The organism is Thermoactinomyces daqus (assembly GCF_000763315.1).
In the GTDB taxonomy this organism is placed as follows: Bacteria; Bacillota; Bacilli; order Thermoactinomycetales; family Thermoactinomycetaceae; genus Thermoactinomyces_A; species Thermoactinomyces_A daqus.
This window is the reverse complement of record NZ_JPST01000006.1, coordinates 89,337-107,645: the sequence shown is the minus strand read 5'-3', so window position 1 is coordinate 107,645 and position 18,309 is coordinate 89,337. Positions and strand designations below refer to the sequence as shown.

At 50.3% G+C, this 18,309-nt stretch carries 19 protein-coding genes, 1 pseudogene and 1 riboswitch; of the genes and pseudogenes, 4 read left to right on the top strand and 16 right to left on the bottom strand.

Annotation, left to right across the window (positions count from 1 at the left end):
- Window positions 1-4 precede the first annotated feature (4 nt).
- The 14 genes and pseudogenes from spoVK to miaB all read right to left on the bottom strand — a co-directional run bounded on the left by spoVK (window position 5) and on the right by miaB (window position 12,824).
- On the bottom strand, window positions 5-1,012 hold the full coding sequence (gene spoVK / locus JG50_RS0103350; RefSeq protein WP_052153954.1) for a stage V sporulation protein K: 1,008 nt from the start codon (window positions 1,010-1,012) through the stop codon (window positions 5-7).
- 131 nt (window positions 1,013-1,143) lie between these two features.
- Window positions 1,144-1,386, bottom strand: coding sequence for an RNA chaperone Hfq (gene hfq / locus JG50_RS0103345; protein WP_033099693.1), 243 nt, complete (start codon window positions 1,384-1,386; stop codon window positions 1,144-1,146).
- A 43-nt stretch (window positions 1,387-1,429) separates the two neighbouring features.
- Window positions 1,430-2,359: a tRNA (adenosine(37)-N6)-dimethylallyltransferase MiaA gene (miaA, locus tag JG50_RS0103340; protein WP_033099692.1), complete on the bottom strand. Its 930-nt coding sequence runs from the start codon at window positions 2,357-2,359 to the stop codon at window positions 1,430-1,432.
- A complete protein-coding gene (locus tag JG50_RS0103335) occupies window positions 2,356-3,087 on the bottom strand; it encodes a class I SAM-dependent methyltransferase (protein ID WP_052153953.1) in 732 nt (243 codons plus the stop codon). Before JG50_RS0103335 ends, miaA begins: the two co-directional genes overlap by 4 nt.
- 55 nt (window positions 3,088-3,142) lie before the next feature.
- Entirely contained in the window at window positions 3,143-5,068 is a 1,926-nt protein-coding gene (gene mutL / locus JG50_RS0103330; RefSeq protein ID WP_033099690.1) for a DNA mismatch repair endonuclease MutL, read from the bottom strand.
- Between the two features lie 25 nt (window positions 5,069-5,093).
- Complete coding sequence (mutS, locus tag JG50_RS0103325) at window positions 5,094-7,604, bottom strand: DNA mismatch repair protein MutS (protein ID WP_052153952.1); 2,511 nt, start codon at window positions 7,602-7,604, stop codon at window positions 5,094-5,096.
- On the bottom strand, window positions 7,589-7,771 hold the full coding sequence (locus JG50_RS19655; protein ID WP_152568467.1) for a hypothetical protein: 183 nt from the start codon (window positions 7,769-7,771) through the stop codon (window positions 7,589-7,591). The genes mutS and JG50_RS19655 overlap by 16 nt, the downstream gene beginning before the upstream one ends.
- 68 nt (window positions 7,772-7,839) lie before the next feature.
- Window positions 7,840-8,010: a hypothetical protein gene (locus tag JG50_RS19935; protein WP_160173797.1), complete on the bottom strand. Its 171-nt coding sequence runs from the start codon at window positions 8,008-8,010 to the stop codon at window positions 7,840-7,842.
- 421 nt (window positions 8,011-8,431) lie between these two features.
- Window positions 8,432-8,533: pseudogene (locus JG50_RS19215) on the bottom strand (MutS N-terminal domain-containing protein); the annotation flags it as partial.
- 65 nt (window positions 8,534-8,598) lie between these two features.
- The gene (locus tag JG50_RS0103315; RefSeq protein ID WP_052153951.1) at window positions 8,599-9,993 is read right to left on the bottom strand and encodes a putative amidoligase domain-containing protein; all 1,395 of its coding nucleotides are present in this window, start codon (window positions 9,991-9,993) and stop codon (window positions 8,599-8,601) included.
- Between the two features lie 99 nt (window positions 9,994-10,092).
- Window positions 10,093-10,236: a hypothetical protein gene (locus JG50_RS19930; RefSeq protein ID WP_160173796.1), complete on the bottom strand. Its 144-nt coding sequence runs from the start codon at window positions 10,234-10,236 to the stop codon at window positions 10,093-10,095.
- A 2-nt stretch (window positions 10,237-10,238) separates the two neighbouring features.
- Entirely contained in the window at window positions 10,239-10,817 is a 579-nt protein-coding gene (gene cotE / locus JG50_RS0103310; RefSeq protein WP_033099688.1) for an outer spore coat protein CotE, read from the bottom strand.
- Between the two features lie 104 nt (window positions 10,818-10,921).
- Entirely contained in the window at window positions 10,922-11,362 is a 441-nt protein-coding gene (locus JG50_RS0103305) for a RicAFT regulatory complex protein RicA family protein (RefSeq protein ID WP_220184938.1), read from the bottom strand.
- Window positions 11,343-12,824 carry a tRNA (N6-isopentenyl adenosine(37)-C2)-methylthiotransferase MiaB gene (gene miaB, locus JG50_RS0103300; protein ID WP_033099687.1) on the bottom strand — a complete coding sequence of 494 codons (1,482 nt, stop codon included), beginning with the start codon at window positions 12,822-12,824 and terminating at the stop codon, window positions 11,343-11,345. Before miaB ends, JG50_RS0103305 begins: the two co-directional genes overlap by 20 nt.
- 581 nt (window positions 12,825-13,405) lie before the next feature.
- Here miaB and JG50_RS0103295 point away from each other — a divergent pair.
- The 4 genes from JG50_RS0103295 to JG50_RS0103280 all read left to right on the top strand — a co-directional run bounded on the left by JG50_RS0103295 (window position 13,406) and on the right by JG50_RS0103280 (window position 16,369).
- The gene (locus JG50_RS0103295) at window positions 13,406-14,086 is read left to right on the top strand and encodes an ABC transporter ATP-binding protein (protein WP_033099686.1); all 681 of its coding nucleotides are present in this window, start codon (window positions 13,406-13,408) and stop codon (window positions 14,084-14,086) included.
- Entirely contained in the window at window positions 14,083-14,850 is a 768-nt protein-coding gene (locus tag JG50_RS0103290; protein ID WP_033099685.1) for an ABC transporter permease, read from the top strand. Before JG50_RS0103295 ends, JG50_RS0103290 begins: the two co-directional genes overlap by 4 nt.
- Before the next feature lie 167 nt (window positions 14,851-15,017).
- Entirely contained in the window at window positions 15,018-15,644 is a 627-nt protein-coding gene (locus tag JG50_RS0103285) for a PadR family transcriptional regulator (protein ID WP_033099684.1), read from the top strand.
- Window positions 15,645-15,685: 41 nt separating this feature from the next.
- Window positions 15,686-16,369 carry a class I SAM-dependent methyltransferase gene (locus JG50_RS0103280; RefSeq protein ID WP_033099683.1) on the top strand — a complete coding sequence of 228 codons (684 nt, stop codon included), beginning with the start codon at window positions 15,686-15,688 and terminating at the stop codon, window positions 16,367-16,369.
- A gap of 123 nt (window positions 16,370-16,492) precedes the next feature.
- Here JG50_RS0103280 and JG50_RS0103275 read toward each other — a convergent pair whose 3' ends face one another.
- Together JG50_RS0103275 and JG50_RS0103270 are read right to left on the bottom strand one after the other, a co-directional pair.
- Window positions 16,493-17,077 (bottom strand): xanthine phosphoribosyltransferase, encoded by a 585-nt coding sequence (locus JG50_RS0103275; protein WP_033099682.1) that lies wholly within the window; start codon window positions 17,075-17,077, stop codon window positions 16,493-16,495.
- Window positions 17,078-17,323: 246 nt separating this feature from the next.
- Window positions 17,324-17,425: riboswitch (purine riboswitch) on the bottom strand.
- A gap of 141 nt (window positions 17,426-17,566) precedes the next feature.
- Window positions 17,567-18,307 carry an MBL fold metallo-hydrolase gene (locus JG50_RS0103270; RefSeq protein WP_033099681.1) on the bottom strand — a complete coding sequence of 247 codons (741 nt, stop codon included), beginning with the start codon at window positions 18,305-18,307 and terminating at the stop codon, window positions 17,567-17,569.
- Window positions 18,308-18,309: the final 2 nt, after the last annotated feature.

The following is an 18,309-nucleotide window of genomic DNA, read 5'->3' as shown; positions in this document are numbered from 1 at the left end:
TTTCTCAAAGAAAAACCTGGTTTTTGGCCCTTTCATTATACCATGAATAAACAGGCGGGTTTTTTTCCGCTTCCCGAAATTGGAAATCTTCCCCTCTCAGCATCATCAGATCATCCTTGCTGGCATAGCGCAGGTTTAACAGGCGAACAGCCTGATTGCGAATCGCCTGCTCCACCAGATTGCGAACATGCCTCGCATTGCCAAACTGCTCATCCCTTCGCTCCATTTGCTCCTTAAGGTGCTGGCGCAATTTCTCCTGCGCCGTTAACGACAACCGGTACTGGCGCTCCTGCACCATCTGTTCGGCAATTTCCATCAATTCATCCAAATGGAAATCGGGAAATTGCAGATGGATGGGAAAGCGGGACGGAAGACCCGGATTTAAGCGTAAGAATTGCTCCATTTCTTCGGAATAGCCGGCCAGAATGAGAATAAAGTCATTTTTATAGTCTTCCATTGATTTGACCATCGTATCAATCGCTTCTTTGCCGAAATCCTTTTCGCCGCCTCTGGCCAGTGAGTAGGCCTCATCAATAAACAAGATGCCCCCCAGCGCTTTTTTCACGTGTTCCCTCGTTTTTTGCGCCGTATGGCCAATATACTCCCCGACCAGATCCGCGCGCTCCACTTCAACAAGATGGCCTTTGGACAAAACCCCCATCTCTTTGAACAGACGGCTTAAAATACGCGCCACAGTGGTCTTTCCCGTTCCGGGATTTCCGGAAAAGATCATGTGCAGCACCTGTTGTTCTGCGGCCAAGCCTGCCGCGCGCCTTCTTTTGCCAATCTCCAGCCACGCGTAAATCTCTTTGACAAACTCTTTGATCTTGGACAATCCGACCAAATGCTTCAACTGTTCCATACAGTCGCGCAAAGGGCCGTGCTCTTCATGAACAAATGCCTCTTCCTTCAAAGCGGCGGGACAGGCGGAAATTTGCATCTCCTGCCTGGGGTGGTCAAAAACAACATGAATTTGGCTTTTATTTATCCCTTTAAGAACTCTCCGATTCATGGAGTTCACCTCTTGATCCGGGTTCGCTAAACCATGTATACGCGCCCGCCCAGATTTTGGTGAACAAAAGAAAACCAAGCAAGCTTAAAAGGAAAGCCTGCCTGGCTTCATCACAGTAAACAGGAAAGCTCTTATACCTCTTTTTGCTCTTCAGCCGGCATCAAAGAAACAGGCCTTGCAGGAGTAAAGGTGGAAATGGCATGTTTATACACCATTTGTTGTTTACCATCACTGTCGATCACGATGGTAAAATTGTCAAAACCACGAATTACTCCCCGAAGTTGGAAACCGTTGACCAAATAAATGGTCACCGGGACAGATTCTTTGCGAATCTGATTCAAAAATGTATCTTGAATATTGATCGATTGTTTCAAAATCCGAACCTCCTATGTATTTTGCATTTAACATTATTGTACTCTATTCTCTGGGCAAATGAAACTTTCCTGCAACAAGCTGCTGAATTTCTCTCAAACATTGCGGTTCTGTCACATCAAACCAATGAATCTCCTTGAGGCGGCGAAACCAGGATAATTGCCGTTTCGCATATTTTCTGGTTCCTTTTTTTATAGAATCGACTGCTTCGGCCAGCGTGATGTCCCCGTTTAAATAGCTGATGATTTCTTTATACCCGATCGCCTGCATCGAGGTCAAACCCAAATGGTAACCCCGCTCTTTCAACCGTTTGACCTCTTCGACCAAGCCCGCTTCGATCATTTGGTCCACCCGCCGGTTAATCCGCTCATAGAGAAGCTCCCGCGGCATCGTCAGCCCGATCCAGAGCGCATCGAACGGGGAAGTTCCTTTCCCTTTCAATGATGAGAAAGGTTTTCCGGTCACTTCATAAACTTCCAGCGCGCGGATGATGCGGCGGAGATCATTGGGATGCAATTTGGCGGCTGCATCCGGGTCCACTTCACCGAGGCGACTGTGCAGGTATTCATTGCCTTTTGATGCGGCCAAATTGCGCAGCTCCTCGCGAAGATCCGGGTTTTCCGGCACATGCGGCAGTTCGTAATCATGCGTCACCGCTTCAATGTACAATCCCGTTCCTCCCACCAGCATCGGCAAATGCCCGCGCGCATGGATCTCGGCAATTTTTTGCCGGGCGAGTTTCTGAAATTCCTGAACGGAAAAAGGAACATCAGGGTCGATTAAATCGATCATGTGGTGCGGCGCTGCCCTTTGCTCCTCCGGGGAGGCCTTGGCAGTACCAATATCCATCCCCTTGTATACCTGCATGGAATCTCCGGAAATAATCTCCCCGTCAAACATTTTTGCCAGGGTCAGGCTGAGATCCGTCTTGCCGACAGCCGTCGGTCCCACGATAACAAGCAATTCCTGCTTCACTGCTTCTCCCCTTTCCGGATCACACCCCAGGCAAACTGGGATGATTCTTTCGCAACGACAAAGCCGAGCCGCTCAAATTCCCCGCTTTTGACCCGTTCTTTCAGCAAAACCGCTTTTTTCGCCACCCTGACGGCTTCAGCGACCGATTCCTGATCAAGCGGAGCCGGATTGGCCAGCGGTTTTAATTGCTGCATGGCTGCGGAGGCCTTAACCGTCTCCCGAAACATGGGATCGAACATGACAATATCAAATGATTCATCTGCACACTGCTTTAAATAGGTCCGATAATCGGATTGAATCACTTCAACCCTCCGCATGGCCCGGTCCAGCTCCTTGCGCTGTGTCTGATAACTGTGCAGGCCGTGTTTGACGATGGCCGCGATCACCGGCTCGCTTTCCAGGGCCACAACCTTGCCGGAAGGGCCGACCGCAAAGGAAGCGACGATGGAATCCGCTCCCATGCCCAGGGTGCAATCCAATACGCGATCCCCTTCGCGCATCCCGGCAACGGAGACCATCGCATCCGTATCCCCGCCGATGAGCTGTTTGATGCGCAGGGCGGACATATTGGGGTGAAAGAAAAACTGATTCCCCTCTTTGTCCTCATAGCGCCACTCTTTCTTGGTCACAATCACCGCCCGCTCCAGTCCTGTTTGCTGAAACAGATCAGGCAGGGAAGCGCGTTCCCGGCTGATATACCGGACACCGAGGGAAGCGGCCAATTCCATCGCTTCTTTTTGCTGGCGATTCCCCGGATGAAATGAGGTTGTGACAAATAAAATGCTACATCACCCTTTTAAACATTTTTTCCAGTTCATAGGTAGAAAAATGAATGAGGATCGGCCGGCCGTGCGGACAGGTAAACGGGTTCTCACAGTCGTTCAACCGCCGGAGCAGCTCTTCCATTTCATCCTGGCGCAAATGGCGGTTGGCTTTGATCGCCGCTTTGCACGACATCATTTTCGCAGCTCCGTCCCGCAGCATCGCGGTATTCACTTCGCCATGTTCTTTCAGCCATTCGATGATTTCATGCACCAATTCCACCGGCTGACCGCTTGGAAACCAGGTTGGGTAAGCCCGCACGACAAAAGTGGTGCCACCGAACGGTTCAATCTCCAATCCCCACCTGCGCAAATAGTCAAGCCGGCTTTCCAGCACTTCCGCTTCTGCCGGGGAACATTCGATCGTGAGCGGAACCAGCAGGGGATATTGTTTATGATTCTCTTCTCCCAGTTTTTTTGAGTAGATTTCATAATAAATCCGCTCATGGGCCGCGTGCTGGTCCAGCAAATAAAATCCGTCTTCCGCCTGAGCCACAATATAGGTTCCGTGAATCTGCGCCAGAGGCAACAGGTGCGGGAGACGGGGTTCAGCCGGTTGCTCTCCGGGTTCTGTTTCCGCCGCATTGTCTGGCAAGCCGGTTCCCTTTTCCTCGGGTGCGGGCTCCGGTTCCTGTTTCTCCGCTTTCCGCGTTTCTTCTGCCTGTGTCAAGGAAGAAAGGGCCGACCGATAACGAGGCGAATTCTCATCTTTTGTCTGCTTGGGTTCCGGTTCCCAACCGGCCTGCTTAGGCGCCGTTTCCTTCACACGATCCGGTTCGGTTCTGCTCGCGGGAAGCGGGTACGCCTTTTTGGCCTCGCTCGCAGCCAAGTCCCAGCGGAGTGATTCCTGGATCGGCTTTTTCTCTTTGCTTCGCGGTGCCTCGGCCTGAGGAACAAACCGCTCACGTCCGAAGGCCTGTCTGATGGCCTCTTCAATCAGCTGGCAACATTCTTTTTCCTTGCTCAGTCGCACTTCCAGCTTGGAAGGATGAACGTTGACATCGACCAGTTTCGGGTCCATTTCAATATGCAAGGCACCGATGGGGTAGCGCCCGGATGGGAGCAACGTGCCGTATGCCCGTAACACCGCCTGGGTGATGGGGATGGAACGGACAAAACGGCCGTTGAGGATGATCGAGAGATAAGAACGGGTCGAACGGGTCACCTCCGGTTTGCTCATATATCCCTTGAGGCGGAAGTCCAAATTTTCACCGCTGACCTGGACAAACCGGCTGGCCACTTGTTTACCGTAAAGCGCATAGAGCGCGTGCAACAATTTTCCATCACCTGAAGTGCGAAACAACTCGCGGCCGTTATGTGTGAGGGAAAACGCGATCGAAGGATGGGAAATCGCCAGTCTGCCCACGACATCCGCCACATGGCTAACCTCAGTGTTGACGGTTTTTAAGTACTTCAAACGAGCCGGGGTATTATAGAACAAATCTTTCACTACGACATCCGTTCCACGGGATCGCGAAGTATCTTCCACATCAAGCACTTCACCGCCGGCAATCGTCACCCGGGTTGCCAGTTCGGAGGGGTCATGGGCTGTCGTCAAAGTCACCCTGGCCACAGAGGCGATGCTCGGCAACGCTTCACCGCGAAACCCGAGCGTCTGGATGGAGAAAAGGTCACGCTCTCGCTTGATCTTGCTCGTGGCATGCCGCGAAAAAGCCGTAACGGCATCTTCCCTGTCCATCCCGCTGCCGTTATCCGAAACCTGAATGAGCGAAATGCCGCCCTCTTCAATCTGCACGGCGATTTTGGTCGCTTCGGCGTCGATTGCATTCTCAACCAGCTCTTTCACCACGGAAGCCGGGCGTTCGACCACCTCACCGGCTGCGATCTGGTTGGCGAGGTGGTCGTCCATCACTTTAATTTTTCCCATGCTGCTCTCCCCTCCCCTTCATTTTCTATCGGTTCAATTTTTGTTTCAGCTCATGGAGAAATTGCATGCATTCAAACGGGGTTTTATTCATCAAATCCCATTCTTTAACGGCCTGAACAATTTCCGCACCGATCCCGTCCGCCTCTTTGACAGCCGGCGCCTGAACCGGATCGCTCTTTTGCACCCCTTGGTAATCAAACAAGCTCAACTGGCCGGACAAATCCTCAGCCGTCGTTTCTTTGGCCGTCGCCTCACTCTCCATCCGCCCCTCCAGCTCATGAAGCAGCTGCTTCGCCCGCTTGATCACAGTTGCCGGAAGGCCGGCCAATTCCGCTACATGGATGCCATAACTGCGATCGGCTCCCCCGGGAATGATCCGGTGCAAAAAAACGACCTTTCCGTTCTTTTCAATACACTGAGCGTGAACATTGACCAAACGCTGCAATGTTTCCTCCAGACCGGTCAATTCATGGTAGTGCGTCGAAAAAAGCGTTTTTGCTCCAATTTGGTCGTGAATATACTCCACGATCGCATGCGCGAGCGCCATTCCGTCGTAAGTGGAGGTTCCGCGTCCCACTTCATCCAGCAATATCAAACTGCGCGGTGTCGCTTCTTTCAGCGCGTGACACGTTTCGGCCATCTCGACCATAAAGGTACTGCGCCCGCCAATGAGATCGTCCGCCGCCCCGATCCGCGTGAAAATGCGGTCAACGATGGCGATCTCCGCCTCGTCGGCCGGAACGAAACTGCCGATCTGCGCCATGATCGTAATCAGCGCCACTTGCCGCATATAGGTGCTTTTGCCTGCCATGTTGGGGCCGGTGATCAGTAAAATCTGGCGATCCCTGGCATCCAGATCGGCATCGTTGGCGACAAATTCCCCGCCGGGGGTGACCGCCTCCACAACCGGATGGCGCCCCGCCCTGATCTTCAACCCGTCTTCCGCATGTACGCGCGGGCGGGTATATTGATATTTTTTGGCCACCAGAGCAAAAGCCTGCAACACATCCAATTCCGCGACAGATTCGGCCAGCCGCTGCAGACGGGCTGCTTGTTCCGCCACTTTGGCACGCACTTCCGCAAAGATCTCATACTCCATCTCCACCGATTTTTCTGACGCGTTTAAAATCATCTGCTCCCGCTCTTTTAATTCCGGAGTGATAAACCGTTCGGCGTTGGCCAGCGTTTGCTTCCGCTGGTAACGGTCTTCCGGCACCAGATGCAGGTTGCTTTTGGTCACTTCGATATAATAACCGAACACGCGGTTATATCCAATCTTCAACGATTTGATTCCTGTTTTTTCCTTTTCCCGCTGCTCCAGTCCGGCGATCCAGCTCTTTCCATCCTTTTGGATTGCCCGCAATTCGTCCAATTTTTCATGAAAGCCCTCACGGATCATTCCTCCCTCTTTGACCGATACCGGGGGCTCATCGACAATCGCAGAGGCAATCCATTCCCGCACATCCACACATTCGTCAAGACCTTCCCCCATTTCAACCAATTCACGAGAACCGGAATTGATTAAACGCTCGCGCAGCTGCGGGATCACGGACAGCGACCGCTTGACATTGACCAGTTCACGGGCATTGGTGGACCCGTAAGCAATCCTGGCCGCCAACCGTTCCAGATCATAAACCTGCTTCAGCAAATCGCGAACCTCGTCCAACAAAATAAAATCGGACAAAAAGGATTCGACCGTATTTTGTCGCCGCTTAATTTCACTTAAGCTCAACAGCGGCTTGTCCAGCCACCTTCTCAGCAGGCGGCTTCCCATGGCCGTTGCCGTCTGGTCAAGAAGCCACAGCAGGGATCCCTTCTTTTTCCCGTCGGCAAGTGTCACCGTCAGCTCCAGGTTGCGCCTTGCCGACTCATCAAGCATCATATACTGTTTCGCATCATAGCGGCGCAAACGCTGAACATGCCCCAATGTCCGTTTTTGCGTTTGTTGCAGATACGCAAACAACAGGCGGACAACGCGTTCCAGTCCCGGAGTTTTGCATACGTCCGCAGCATCGGGAAATTGCCGGGGCATCTCTTTCATCACTTCCGCCTCTTCCTGCGGCGTCAGGGTGAAAGACGTGATCAGGCATTTCAACCGCGTTTCCAGCTTTTCGCGAAGAGCCGTGTTTTGTGCCAGTTTTTCCTCAAGGACAATCTCTCTCGGACGATAGCTCGATGCTTCATCCAGCACAAACTCCAAACCATCGGTCATCTCGGTAACATGCCATTCCCCCGTGGACAGATCAACCGCGGCAAGGGCCATTTCCCCCTCAGAGCCTGACAGGGTGAGCAGGAAATTATTTTCTCTCTCATCCAGCATATTCTCTTCGATAATCGTGCCCGGGGTGATCACCCGGACCACTTCCCGCTTCACGACGCCTTTGGCCGTGGCAGGATTTTCGATCTGCTCGCAAATCGCAACTTTGTACCCTTTATCGATTAAACGTTCCACATACGTATGAGCGGAATGATAAGGCACTCCACACATGGGAATTCGTTCGTTGCCGCCATCGCGGCTTGTCAGCGTGATCTCCAATTCTTCCGCCGCTTTTTCGGCATCTTCAAAGTAGGGTAGGAACCGAGCGCCTGACCGCCTCGCGGCGATTGGTTTCTCCGCCCCTCCCTCCGAACCGTACGTACACCTCTCGGCGTATACGGCTCTCCACCTGCCGGAGCCGGTTTAGCCTCCATCTCCTGCGGCAACTGCTCATCCTGCCTGTTTTTGCTGAATATGTAATGTAAAAGTGCGATGACCTTCACGGCTAAACCGGTTAACGCAAGACGCCGGATTTTCCCGGAGCCTCCCGCTCCTTCCTTCGCCCTGCGTTAAACGCAGCAGGCTGTCTCCCTTCGCCATGTACCAGGCTTTCCCTGGCGCGGACTACTACGGAGACTCCGTCACCATAGCGGATATTCAGACACCTCATGTGCCATAGCTGCAAACAAGCCTTCCGCCTTAGGTGATCCCCATTTAGATTCTGAGGAACAGGCGCGCTGTGATGTCGGATGGGACGTTCGCCCTTTTGTCTCCGACGGAGATGCTTGGTCAAGGGACGCCCCGCCCGGCAATGTCTTTCTGCCGTGCGGCTTGACCATGTGACGTTCCGGTTGCCTTCCGTCACAGGCTATGATCGGCCAGCTCGGGCTATCCTTCAAGCAGTCCAGCCTTCTTCCTCATTCACAGCATTTCGTCTTGCCGTTCAGTCGTGCTGTGGCAACCCAGCAACTTACGGCTTTACCAGCATGCTACACTCCCCGTCGGGTTTCCCCTTCGGATCAGCTGGTTGACGATTGGCATCCGTGCGTCCGACCGCCAACTGCCTTGCCAGGGGCAGATTTCACTCAGAACCCTTATGGGCGCACAAACATTTCATAAAAATCGCCTAAACGAAAAAATAAAAAGGCATCAGGATATTGTGCCTTAATCGATAAGTATTGCTGAATCATCGGCGTATATTTTGCCAACGTTCTCTGCCTCCGTTTTTCTGTTTTTCATTACACCATTGTAACACGAATGACCATTCAACACATTATGTTTGCTCCGTTTTTTTCTTGCCGTATGGCGGCAAACGCCAAAATTTGCGAAAATCCTGCGATTCATCCCAAGTGATCCCGGAGGCGAGATAATGGTAAAAATCATCCAAATAGGCCTGGTACACTTTATAATCCGGGCATTGTTTCAGATCTTGCCACAAGATGGGGAGCCAGTCGGCAATCGCCTGTTTCCGCCCTTTGTAATAGGCTTCCTGCATCGATACATCGGCCAGCGGGTTATACCGAAGCTGTTTATAATTGGCGGCGATCAGCTTCGCTGTCACAAACACGCCTTTGGTCAGTGTAGGGGAGACAAGCCAGCTCGGCGGCGTCCGATACTCGAATCCGCCGTAGTCCTGATAGCGAAAATCCCCCAGAAAACCGTATTTGGGACGCCGTCTCTTCCCTTTTTCATCCTCTGCGATCACGAGCAACATTGCCAAATAGTTATCCAGTGCCCGGAGCAATTTAAAATCCGGCTGTATACCGCTGAAATGGATATGCCCTCCCAGCGGAAATCCCTCATACGGCATGGCACCTGCCAGCCACTTGGCCGGAACTTTTCCCATTTTTTTATTGGCAAAAATGAGTGACTGATAAATGCGCACAACGAGCTGTCGCGGATTTGGCGTCGGGTCGGGTCTGAGTTCGACAAGCGGTTTGTGCGAGCGATTTTGACCCAACCAGATCGCGTCACATCCCACCTTGCCGCGAACGGGAAAATAATTTGAAGCAATCAGCAATTTTCCTTGCGGTGATTCCATGACAAATTCAGGGTCTGCCCCCAAAACAATCTCCTCCAACGGTGTCCGGGAGCGTGCACACCCTTTCATGTATTGGGTGATCGCCTGCACATATGCCGTTTCCATTTCCTTATTTAAACGCGGGGACGGGTTCACTTGCTGAATCACCATTTTCCTTCCCGTGCCAATCCCCAGTTTGACAACGCCATAGTCCAATCCGAGTGCATAAACGGCGCGGATGGCCAATTCCTGCGCTTTGCGCGTTTCCCTCGTCCGTTCCGACAGGGGAACGCGCCGGTAAGTCACCCGTCTTTGTTTTTTGGCAGCCGGAAGAAAGGCGGAATTGTTTACTGAACGATAGATCAGCAAAACCCTTGTTTGGAAAACGGCCAAAATATACTCTCTCAATATGGTTGCATTCACTGCCACAGGCAGGCCATGCATCAGCAATATCCGATTTCGCTCCACCAAATTCCGGCACTTCGTCACCTGTTTCTCATCGTTCAATACAAGCATGTATTCCGATAGCCTGCTTGCTTCCGGCAGTTCCAAGCGGATGGTCGATGCCAAATTCTGCTTTTCCACAATGAAATCGCGAATCCCTTTTCCATGATCTACTGCCAGATAAGGAAGGGTAATGGTGCCCATAACCTTTCCCCTTTCTTCCCATCTCTCTTGCTCACTTCAAGGGCATGATGCTGATATAGTATGTGGAACGGGGAAAAATGGTTAGCAAAAGACAAAAGTCTAATCGGGCGGAGCATTGAAGCATATGATAGATGGTGACACAAAAAAAGGATCAGGAGCAACCACCCGACCCTCTGCAAACATAAGCTGCTGATTGATGCAAAACCAGCAGCCGGCAATCAATTTTTCATCTTTTACACTCAATCCTAGTCCTCCAAATCGTCGATGACCAGATCAGGATCCAAATCGTCAAAAGAGGACTCATCCATTTCACTGTACCCGCTCGCCACTTCTTTATCATCCAGCTCCGCATATTCCAACGGGTAGACGGGTACACAAATTTTGGTTTCTCCGATCATTTCGACGGCAAACTCCTTTTCGATTCGCACATCGACTCCATCATGATGTGAGGCGATCGACGCTTCCACGCAGTTTGGAGCCTGCGTCACAGCGGCACTAACTGAAACTGAGGCATCCCGGGTGTTTTGGTCATAATAGCTCAGCGGAACCTGCTCTGTATAAAAAACGGTTTCTTTGACAACATCGGTTTTGGTGTTTCCTTTTGTCGAATACCAGATATTAATATCATAGCTACCGCGAACTTCAACCGCTTCCCCGACTTTGCTGCATTCATATTGATGGTTGATCACCCACGCGCCCAGAATCGTGTGCAATTTTTCCGGCGGAGTAATGGTATGTGTCACTTGCGAAAATTTTCTTCCTTTTCCACATACCGCTTTGGTCACTATCTGACGGTACTCCACGGCTCTATCTGTATAGGACAATATGCTTCCCTCCTCCAAACATGTTCATTAACAAGTGTATGCAGGGCCATCGTCTAGAGTGCAAAAAAACCCCACGGAAAAAAACCGTGGGGACGTCCTTTTTTTTACGAGCAGTTGCAGGGGCCGCCGCTTCCGCAGCCGCTCCTTACCGGTCCGCCCGTTTCCACCTCTATTTTTTTGGAAATAGTATCCGCCAGCACTTGCTGAATGGTTTGCAGCAGGTCATTCACTTCGACCTGGCGCTGCCTGAACTCACAAACGATCGGCATCTCGTCCAGATATTGATTAAGCTGATCCAACTCTTTCTCCAGAAGCTTTGCATATTCCATTTTTTTATAATGTTTAGCGTGAACCCATTCTTTTTGCTTGCGCTTGATGGCGGCAATGCTGTTCTGCACAGACTCGCTTTTTTCGACTTGCTCTTCCGCCAGCCGAAAGCGGATCACTTCCTCGCTTCTGCTGAGCAACTCGGCAAATTTCCGCGCCTCGACCAGGATGGGATGGTTTTCGGGAATGGCATTCACCTCATCCACCCACTTTCGCAAGCGGTTTTTCTTCCACCCACACACCTTTTAGCGTCCATGTTTGCGGCTCGTCAATCCGCACATACGCAAATTTTCCGATCAGATGTTTAGGCCCGACAAAGTTAACCAATTTATTGGTTCGGGTTCGGCCGGACAGGACATTCGGATTTTTTTTGCTTTCCCCTTCAACGAGCACTTCGACCACTTGCCCGCGCAGTTCCTCATTTTTGCGCCGGCTGATCTCGTTTTGCAATTGATTGAGGCGGGCCAGCCGCTCTTTTTTCACTTCCATCGGCACGTCATCTTTCATCTTCGCGGCAGGCGTTCCTTCACGGGGCGAGTATATAAAGGTGAAAGCAGAATCGAATTCGACTTCTTTGACGAGAGATAAGGTTTCTTCAAACTGCTCATCTGTTTCCCCGGGGAAGCCGACGATAATATCCGTGGTCAGCACCACATCCGGAATTGCTTTCTTGATTTTGGAAACCAATTCCAGATAGCGTTCGCGCGTGTATTTACGTGCCATCAACTTAAGCACTTCCGAACTTCCCGACTGAACCGGCAAGTGGATGTGTTCCACCAGATTTCCGCGTTTGGCCAACACTTCGATCAAATGGTCATCAAAATCGCGCGGATGACTCGTAGTAAAGCGAACCCGTGGAATGCCGATCTTGCGCACATCGTCCATCAAATCGGCAAACGTATACTCCCGGTCGGTAAAATCTTTCCCGTAAGCATTCACGTTCTGCCCGAGCAGGGTGACTTCCTGATAACCTTTGCGCGCCAATTCGCGAATCTCGTCCAGCACATCTTCGGGCCGGCGGCTCCGCTCTTTCCCCCGGGTATACGGAACAATGCAGTACGTGCAGAATTTGTCGCATCCGTACATGATATTCACCCAAGCGCGCAAGCCATCTTCCCGCACTTTGGGCATGCTTTCAACAATATCGCCCTCTTTGGACCATACTTCCACCACCATTTCCTTGCTGAAAAGGGCGTTTTGCAGAAGTACCGGAAGGCGGTGAATATTGTGCGTTCCAAAAATCAGGTCAACGTGTTGGTAACTTTTTAAAATGCGTCCGACAACCACTTCTTCCTGGGACATGCATCCGCATACCCCGAGAATGAGATCGGGGTTCTCCAGCTTCAACTGTTTCAGGCGTCCCAACTCACCAAAAACCTTGTCCTCCGCATTTTCCCGGATCGCACAGGTATTAAGCAGGATGATGTCGGCATCCTCCTCGCGCTCAGTCCGGGAATACCCCATTCTCTCAAGAATCCCGGCAATCGTCTCACTATCGTGAACGTTCATCTGACAGCCGTACGTTTCGATCAAATAGTTTTTCCCCTTGCCGACCTCACGCATATTCTCGGGGATTTCCTCAAACTGAATCACTTGCACTTCTTCTTTTCCGCGTTTCTTTGCCGCTTTTAAGTCCGGAGCAACAAAGTATTGGCTGTAGTCCTTTACTTGTTTGCTCATGTTTATTCACCCTTTCTGGTGAGAGTATCCTTTCCATATATGAAAAAACAGTCGATTCACCGTGAAAATGAGATGGAGCAGGCATATTGAAAACGGTTGGGAGTTTTGAGTCACAGACTTCAGCCCCCCATTCCAAAAAATCCTCCATTCAAAACCATCATTTGGTGAAATCACATACTCGGCTTGTATTCAACAAGATGGAAATTACAGCTTTTAACTAAGTTATTATACATGATGTTTACCAATGGTTCAATGATCAGGGTTTCCAGCGGCGACAACAACTAACGAAAGGGACGTAAAACCCCGGATAAAGTCGAATAAGAAAACAGAAGAGGAAAAAACAAGCGAGCGTCACTTCATCCCAGAAAATCTGTTCCCTTTTCCTCTTCTTTTTTTATAATCATCCATTGCAACCGGGAGCCTGGGAGCATCCCCTCGCTCCCGATTGCTTTATTCTCACAGATTATGTTTGCCAAGAGTCCAAACCCTTATGGCAAATCGGATCCACTATTGATACACTGTGAATTAGGATCGGGACAGTTCTCATTGATAAACCATCCCATTTTGCAGGAGTGATCCATTTGCCCAAGAGTCAACCGCTGATCGAACTTCGCGAAGTCACCAAATCATACGACTCCCCGGAAGGAAGAACCACCCCTCTCAAAGAAGTAAGTGCAGTCATTCCGCCAGAATCGGTTATTGCCTTAATGGGACCTTCAGGCACCGGCAAAAGCACCCTGTTCCGTCTACTAAACCGCTTGGAGGACCCGGATCACGGTTCGATTACATATAAAGGAAAACCGCTTTCAGAATGGGACCCGATTTTACTGCGGAGAGAAGTCCACTATGTTTTTCAATCAGCTGTTTTATTTCCCAAAACCGTGGCCGATAACTTAAACTACCCCCTTAAATTACAAGGAAAATCGATGTCCGAAGAAGAAATGGCGCGATTGCTGGAGCGGGTTGGTCTGTCAAAATCGTATCTCACCCGTTCGATTGAAAAACTTTCCGGCGGAGAAAAACAACGCGTCCATTTGGCCCGTTCTCTCTCCTTAAATCCGCATGTACTGTTACTGGATGAACCAACAGCTTCGCTTGACCCTGAGAGCACGGAACGGATTGAACAGGAGATGCGGTGCTATCGGGAAAAAGGGCATACGGTGCTATGGATTACTCACCAACCGGAACAAGCCCGGCGCATCGCAGATCAAGTCTGGCATTTGGAAAGCGGGCATTTGCGACAGGAGGAAATGAAGCGATGACCTGGACAGCTACGGTCACCACCCTGGGATTTATATTGATTTCCATGTTTGTTTCCCTCTGGCTTCGTTTGAAACTGGAACGGGATCTGATCATCGGAACCATTCGGGCCACGATTCAGTTAATCAGCATCGGCTATGTCCTTCATTTTATTTTCACCAGTAACCATTGGTATTGGATCGGGCTGGTTTTATTGGTGATGATCACCGTCGCCTCCCAAAACGCGGCTGCTCGGGGAAAAGGAATTCCCTGGATTTTTTGCCGCATTTTTTTGACTATTTTCATCGTCGCCGGTTTTACCCTGCTCATGATGCTCTTTTTACACCTGATTCAAGCCAAACCGCAAGTTCTTATTCCCATCAGTGGAATGATCGTGGGTAATAGCATGGTTGTCTCCTCTCTCGTCCTGAATCAGATGAGACAACAGGCGGAACAGATGCGTGAGGATATTTTAGTTGCCTTATCGTTGGGAGCGACCAGCCGTCAGGCAAGCATGCGGCTGACCAGGGAAGCGATCCGCTCCGGGACGATTCCCATAGTCGATTCACTTAAAACAGTCGGACTGGTGCAACTGCCCGGAATGATGACCGGGTTGATCATTGCCGGCACGAATCCGATTGAAGCTGTGCGTTACCAGCTATTGATCATGTTTTCTTTTACTGCTTCGGCGACACTGACCAGTATTCTGATGGGCTTATTTGTTTATCCTACGCTTTTCAATCGGGCACATCAATTTATCGGTTGGAGAGGAAAAACCGACAAGTAATGCCCCCTTTCCAACTTTTATGAAAAACGCGATTCTTTTCTTTTTTAAAGGGAGAATCGCGTTTTTCGTTTTTGAGGACTCTTTTCAGCCGATCATGAAAAGGAATTGGCCCAAAAAGAAGATCCGCCTCTTTACTTAGTCATATTATTAATAGTAATATTATTACTATGAAACAGACAATCAAAAAATCCCCGATCGCCCTCGCAATCCTTTCGCTTCTCATCGAGGAACCGATGCACCCTTATCGCATGCAACAACTTTTAAAAGAAAGGGGGAAACACGAGGTCATCAACATTCGTCACCGAACGGGCATTTATCAGACGATTGACCGTTTGCTTCGTGACGGCGCCATTGCCGTTCGGGAAAAAAAACAGCATGAAGGGAAACCGGAACTGACCGTTTACGAAGTGACGGATAAAGGAAGAACAGCGGCATTGACTTGGCTGAGGGAAATACTGTCCACACCGAAACCGGAATTTCCGGAATTTCCCGCCGCCGTCTCTTTTATGATGCTTCTCCCGTCGGATGAGGTGGTACGGGAACTAAAAAAAAGAGAAAGGGCACTTGAATGCCGTTTGAACGCAACCCAAAACCAGTTGCAAACCGTGACATCTGAAGGGCTCCCCCGCTTGTTCCTGCTCGAGACCGAATATCAACACGCGATGTATGCAGCAGAATTGGCATGGGTCCGCTCCGTGATCCATGACATCGACACAGGAAAAATCCATTGGGATCAGAAGTGGCTGCGTGAGATTGCGAATAAGTTTTCCCCCTTGGACAACCGTCACAGCTGACGGGTTCCAGGGGAAGCAAAGGAAACAAGGAGGAACCGGATATGTCCGATAAAGCGCCAAAAGGTTACAAGGGGATTGGCATGGAAGGATTTATTGCTTCGTGGTATGCAAAAAACACCCAAAAAAATATGGAGCAATACAAAAGAGATGCGAAGAAGGTTGCCGCCATTGTTCCGGAAGGCGGATCCGTTTTGGAAGTTGCCCCGGGACCGGGATACTTGTCAATCGAACTGGCAAAACTGGGCAACTACCGAATCACCGGCTTGGACATAAGTAAAAAATTCGTGGAGATTGCACAGGCCAAAGCGAAAGAAGCAGGTGTAACCATCGATTTTCAGCATGGCAATGCCGCCCGGATGCCATTTGATGACGGAACGTTTGACTTTATCATCTGCCGGGCTGCCTTTAAAAACTTTGCCCAGCCGGTCAATGCCATTAATGAGATGAACCGGGTTTTAAAACCTGGCGGAAAAGCGGTGATTATGGATTTGCGCGGCGATGTTTCCACAGAAGTAATGGAAAGGCACGTCGAGGAGGATCTGGGTCTTACCGGATTGAACGCATTGCTGACAAAATGGGCCTTTAAATGGATGTTGATCAAACGCGCATATACAAAAAAACAGTTTACGGAGTTAATCGCAAAAAGCCGCTTTCAAACATGTAGAATTCAGGAAGATTCAATCGGACTGGAAGTATGGATGGAAAAAGGGCAAGAAGGCCGGTGATCCCCAAAAACCCCGGCTTCAGCCATGGGAATGAGAACGAATATCAGGCGAGGAGGGGGTGTTTTTCCCCTTCCCGCGCCATTCATTCGGCTGGCACAAAGCCATCATCAAGGGTCTTTTATCCTATACTTTTTCTTTTTTCACGAAGGAGATGGCCCCATCCTGAAGCGAAGCGATCCTGGCCAGCGATTCCACGCGAAAACCACTTTGCCGAAGCCTTGTTCCTCCATCTTGAAATGCCTTCTCAATCACAATTCCAATACCGACTACATGAGCCCCCGCCTGTTGAACCACATCAATCAATCCCTCTGCTGCTTGTCCGTTCGCCAGAAAATCGTCGATGATTAAGACGTGATCATCCGCATTTAAAAACGGTTTTCCGACGGCAATCAGAGTGGTTTCCCGCTTGGTAAAAGAGAAAACTTCCGCCTTGTAATACTGATCGGCCATGGTCAGGGATTTCTTTTTCCGGGCAAAGACGAGCGGAACCCCGAGTTGCAGTGCCGCCATCGTTGCCGGCGCAATTCCCGACGATTCAATCGTCAGAACCTTGGTAATGGCTTCATCTTTGAAACGACGGGCAAACTCTTCACCGATTTCCCGCATCAGAAACGGGTCAACCTGATGATTCAAAAAGGAATCCACTTTTAAGATCTCATCTGACAGCACTTGACCTTCCAACAGAATTTTATTTTCCAAACTTTGCATTTCGCACCCTCCCAAACAGGTGATAGTAAAAAGCACCCCGGCAGCCTGCCCACGCGGAGTGAGCGGGTTACCCGGGTGCAAACGAACACCGGCAAAGAGATCTATACGGGTCTCAGCTGATTAACGGATGTCCGTCGAGTTCAGATGCTTTTCCCTGCTCCCGGTTCCTTCGTCACAAAGGTCGTTGCAGAAAACACCCATCCCCTCCAATTGAATTTTGTCAACAGCCTCAGACCTTTCCAGGTCTCTTCATTTTTGCTCACTCATAGTCGGGCTGTTTACGGCAGCTCGGTAGAGACTCGCGGGCCTTATTCCCGCCATTATATGAGTGCATTCGTTTTTTATTTTTGATCAGGTGATGTTTTGCCTGATGATCCACATTCCTGACAATGAACAAGCCCAATTATCCATGTGTACCAGTTTAACACAAAGAACCCGGACTGGCGAGAGTTATTCTTTCCCCTTTCCGTGCGCAAACCCAATTGCGGCTCAGGCAAGGTGAATGATCAATCCCGGTTTTGCCGGATGACAAAGGCCTGGATATACCGATGCTGCTTCCCTGACCACCTCGCTCAGCTCAGCAAGGGGAGACAGATGAGTAATAAGGAGCTGTTTCGCTTGGATCTGTTTGGCTGCCATTGCCGTTTCCTTTACAGATAAATGGCTGACAGGGTTTTGAGGGCGTTCCGCTTCCAAAAATGAGCCTTCACAAACAAACAGGTCCGGCTTTGCCGCCATGCTGATCCAATCCGTTTTTGGACCTGAATCCGCCCCATACAGAATCGTTTGCCCGCCGGAGTCGATTCTCATCGCATAACAAGGGACAGGGTGATCCGTAGCAAAAAATTGAATCTTTACATCTCCCAACTTCAGCATGTCCCCTTCTTTTACCGCCTGCCTTTGAATATAACGCCCATAGCTCAATTGTCGAAACCATGAATCTGGCTGAGCAGGGGACCAGACCGGTAACGGGCGGTTCCTCATGCCTTGATTCATGGCAATCATGATCGCATACTGCAAAACAAAAAAGTCGGAAATATGATCATGATGCAAGTGGGAAAGAATGACGGCATCCACTTCATAGAGCGGAAGAAACTTGGCCAATTGCGATAACACTCCACTGCCGCAATCGATCAGAATCTTTTTCCCGCCAGCCTCCAGCAGATATCCCGGAGTCGCCCCGCCCGGTGCAGGAAAAGGGGATTGGCATCCCAATACCGTCCATTTCATCT

Excerpts from the sequence above, each read along its gene's own strand:
- spoVK (WP_052153954.1), bottom strand. The coding sequence starts at position 1,012 with ATGAATCGGAGAGTTCTTAAAGGGATAAATAAAAGCCAAATTCATGTT.
- JG50_RS0103335 (WP_052153953.1), bottom strand. The coding sequence starts at position 3,087 with ATGGAATTGGCCGCTTCCCTCGGTGTCCGGTATATCAGCCGGGAACGC.
- mutL (WP_033099690.1), bottom strand. The coding sequence starts at position 5,068 with ATGGGAAAAATTAAAGTGATGGACGACCACCTCGCCAACCAGATCGCA.
- JG50_RS0103315 (WP_052153951.1), bottom strand. The coding sequence starts at position 9,993 with ATGGGCACCATTACCCTTCCTTATCTGGCAGTAGATCATGGAAAAGGG.
- miaB (WP_033099687.1), bottom strand. The coding sequence starts at position 12,824 with ATGAGCAAACAAGTAAAGGACTACAGCCAATACTTTGTTGCTCCGGAC.
- JG50_RS0103290 (WP_033099685.1), top strand. The coding sequence starts at position 14,083 with ATGACCTGGACAGCTACGGTCACCACCCTGGGATTTATATTGATTTCC.
- JG50_RS0103285 (WP_033099684.1), top strand. The coding sequence starts at position 15,018 with ATGAAACAGACAATCAAAAAATCCCCGATCGCCCTCGCAATCCTTTCG.
- JG50_RS0103280 (WP_033099683.1), top strand. The coding sequence starts at position 15,686 with ATGTCCGATAAAGCGCCAAAAGGTTACAAGGGGATTGGCATGGAAGGA.
- JG50_RS0103275 (WP_033099682.1), bottom strand. The coding sequence starts at position 17,077 with ATGCAAAGTTTGGAAAATAAAATTCTGTTGGAAGGTCAAGTGCTGTCA.
- JG50_RS0103270 (WP_033099681.1), bottom strand. The coding sequence starts at position 18,307 with ATGAAATGGACGGTATTGGGATGCCAATCCCCTTTTCCTGCACCGGGC.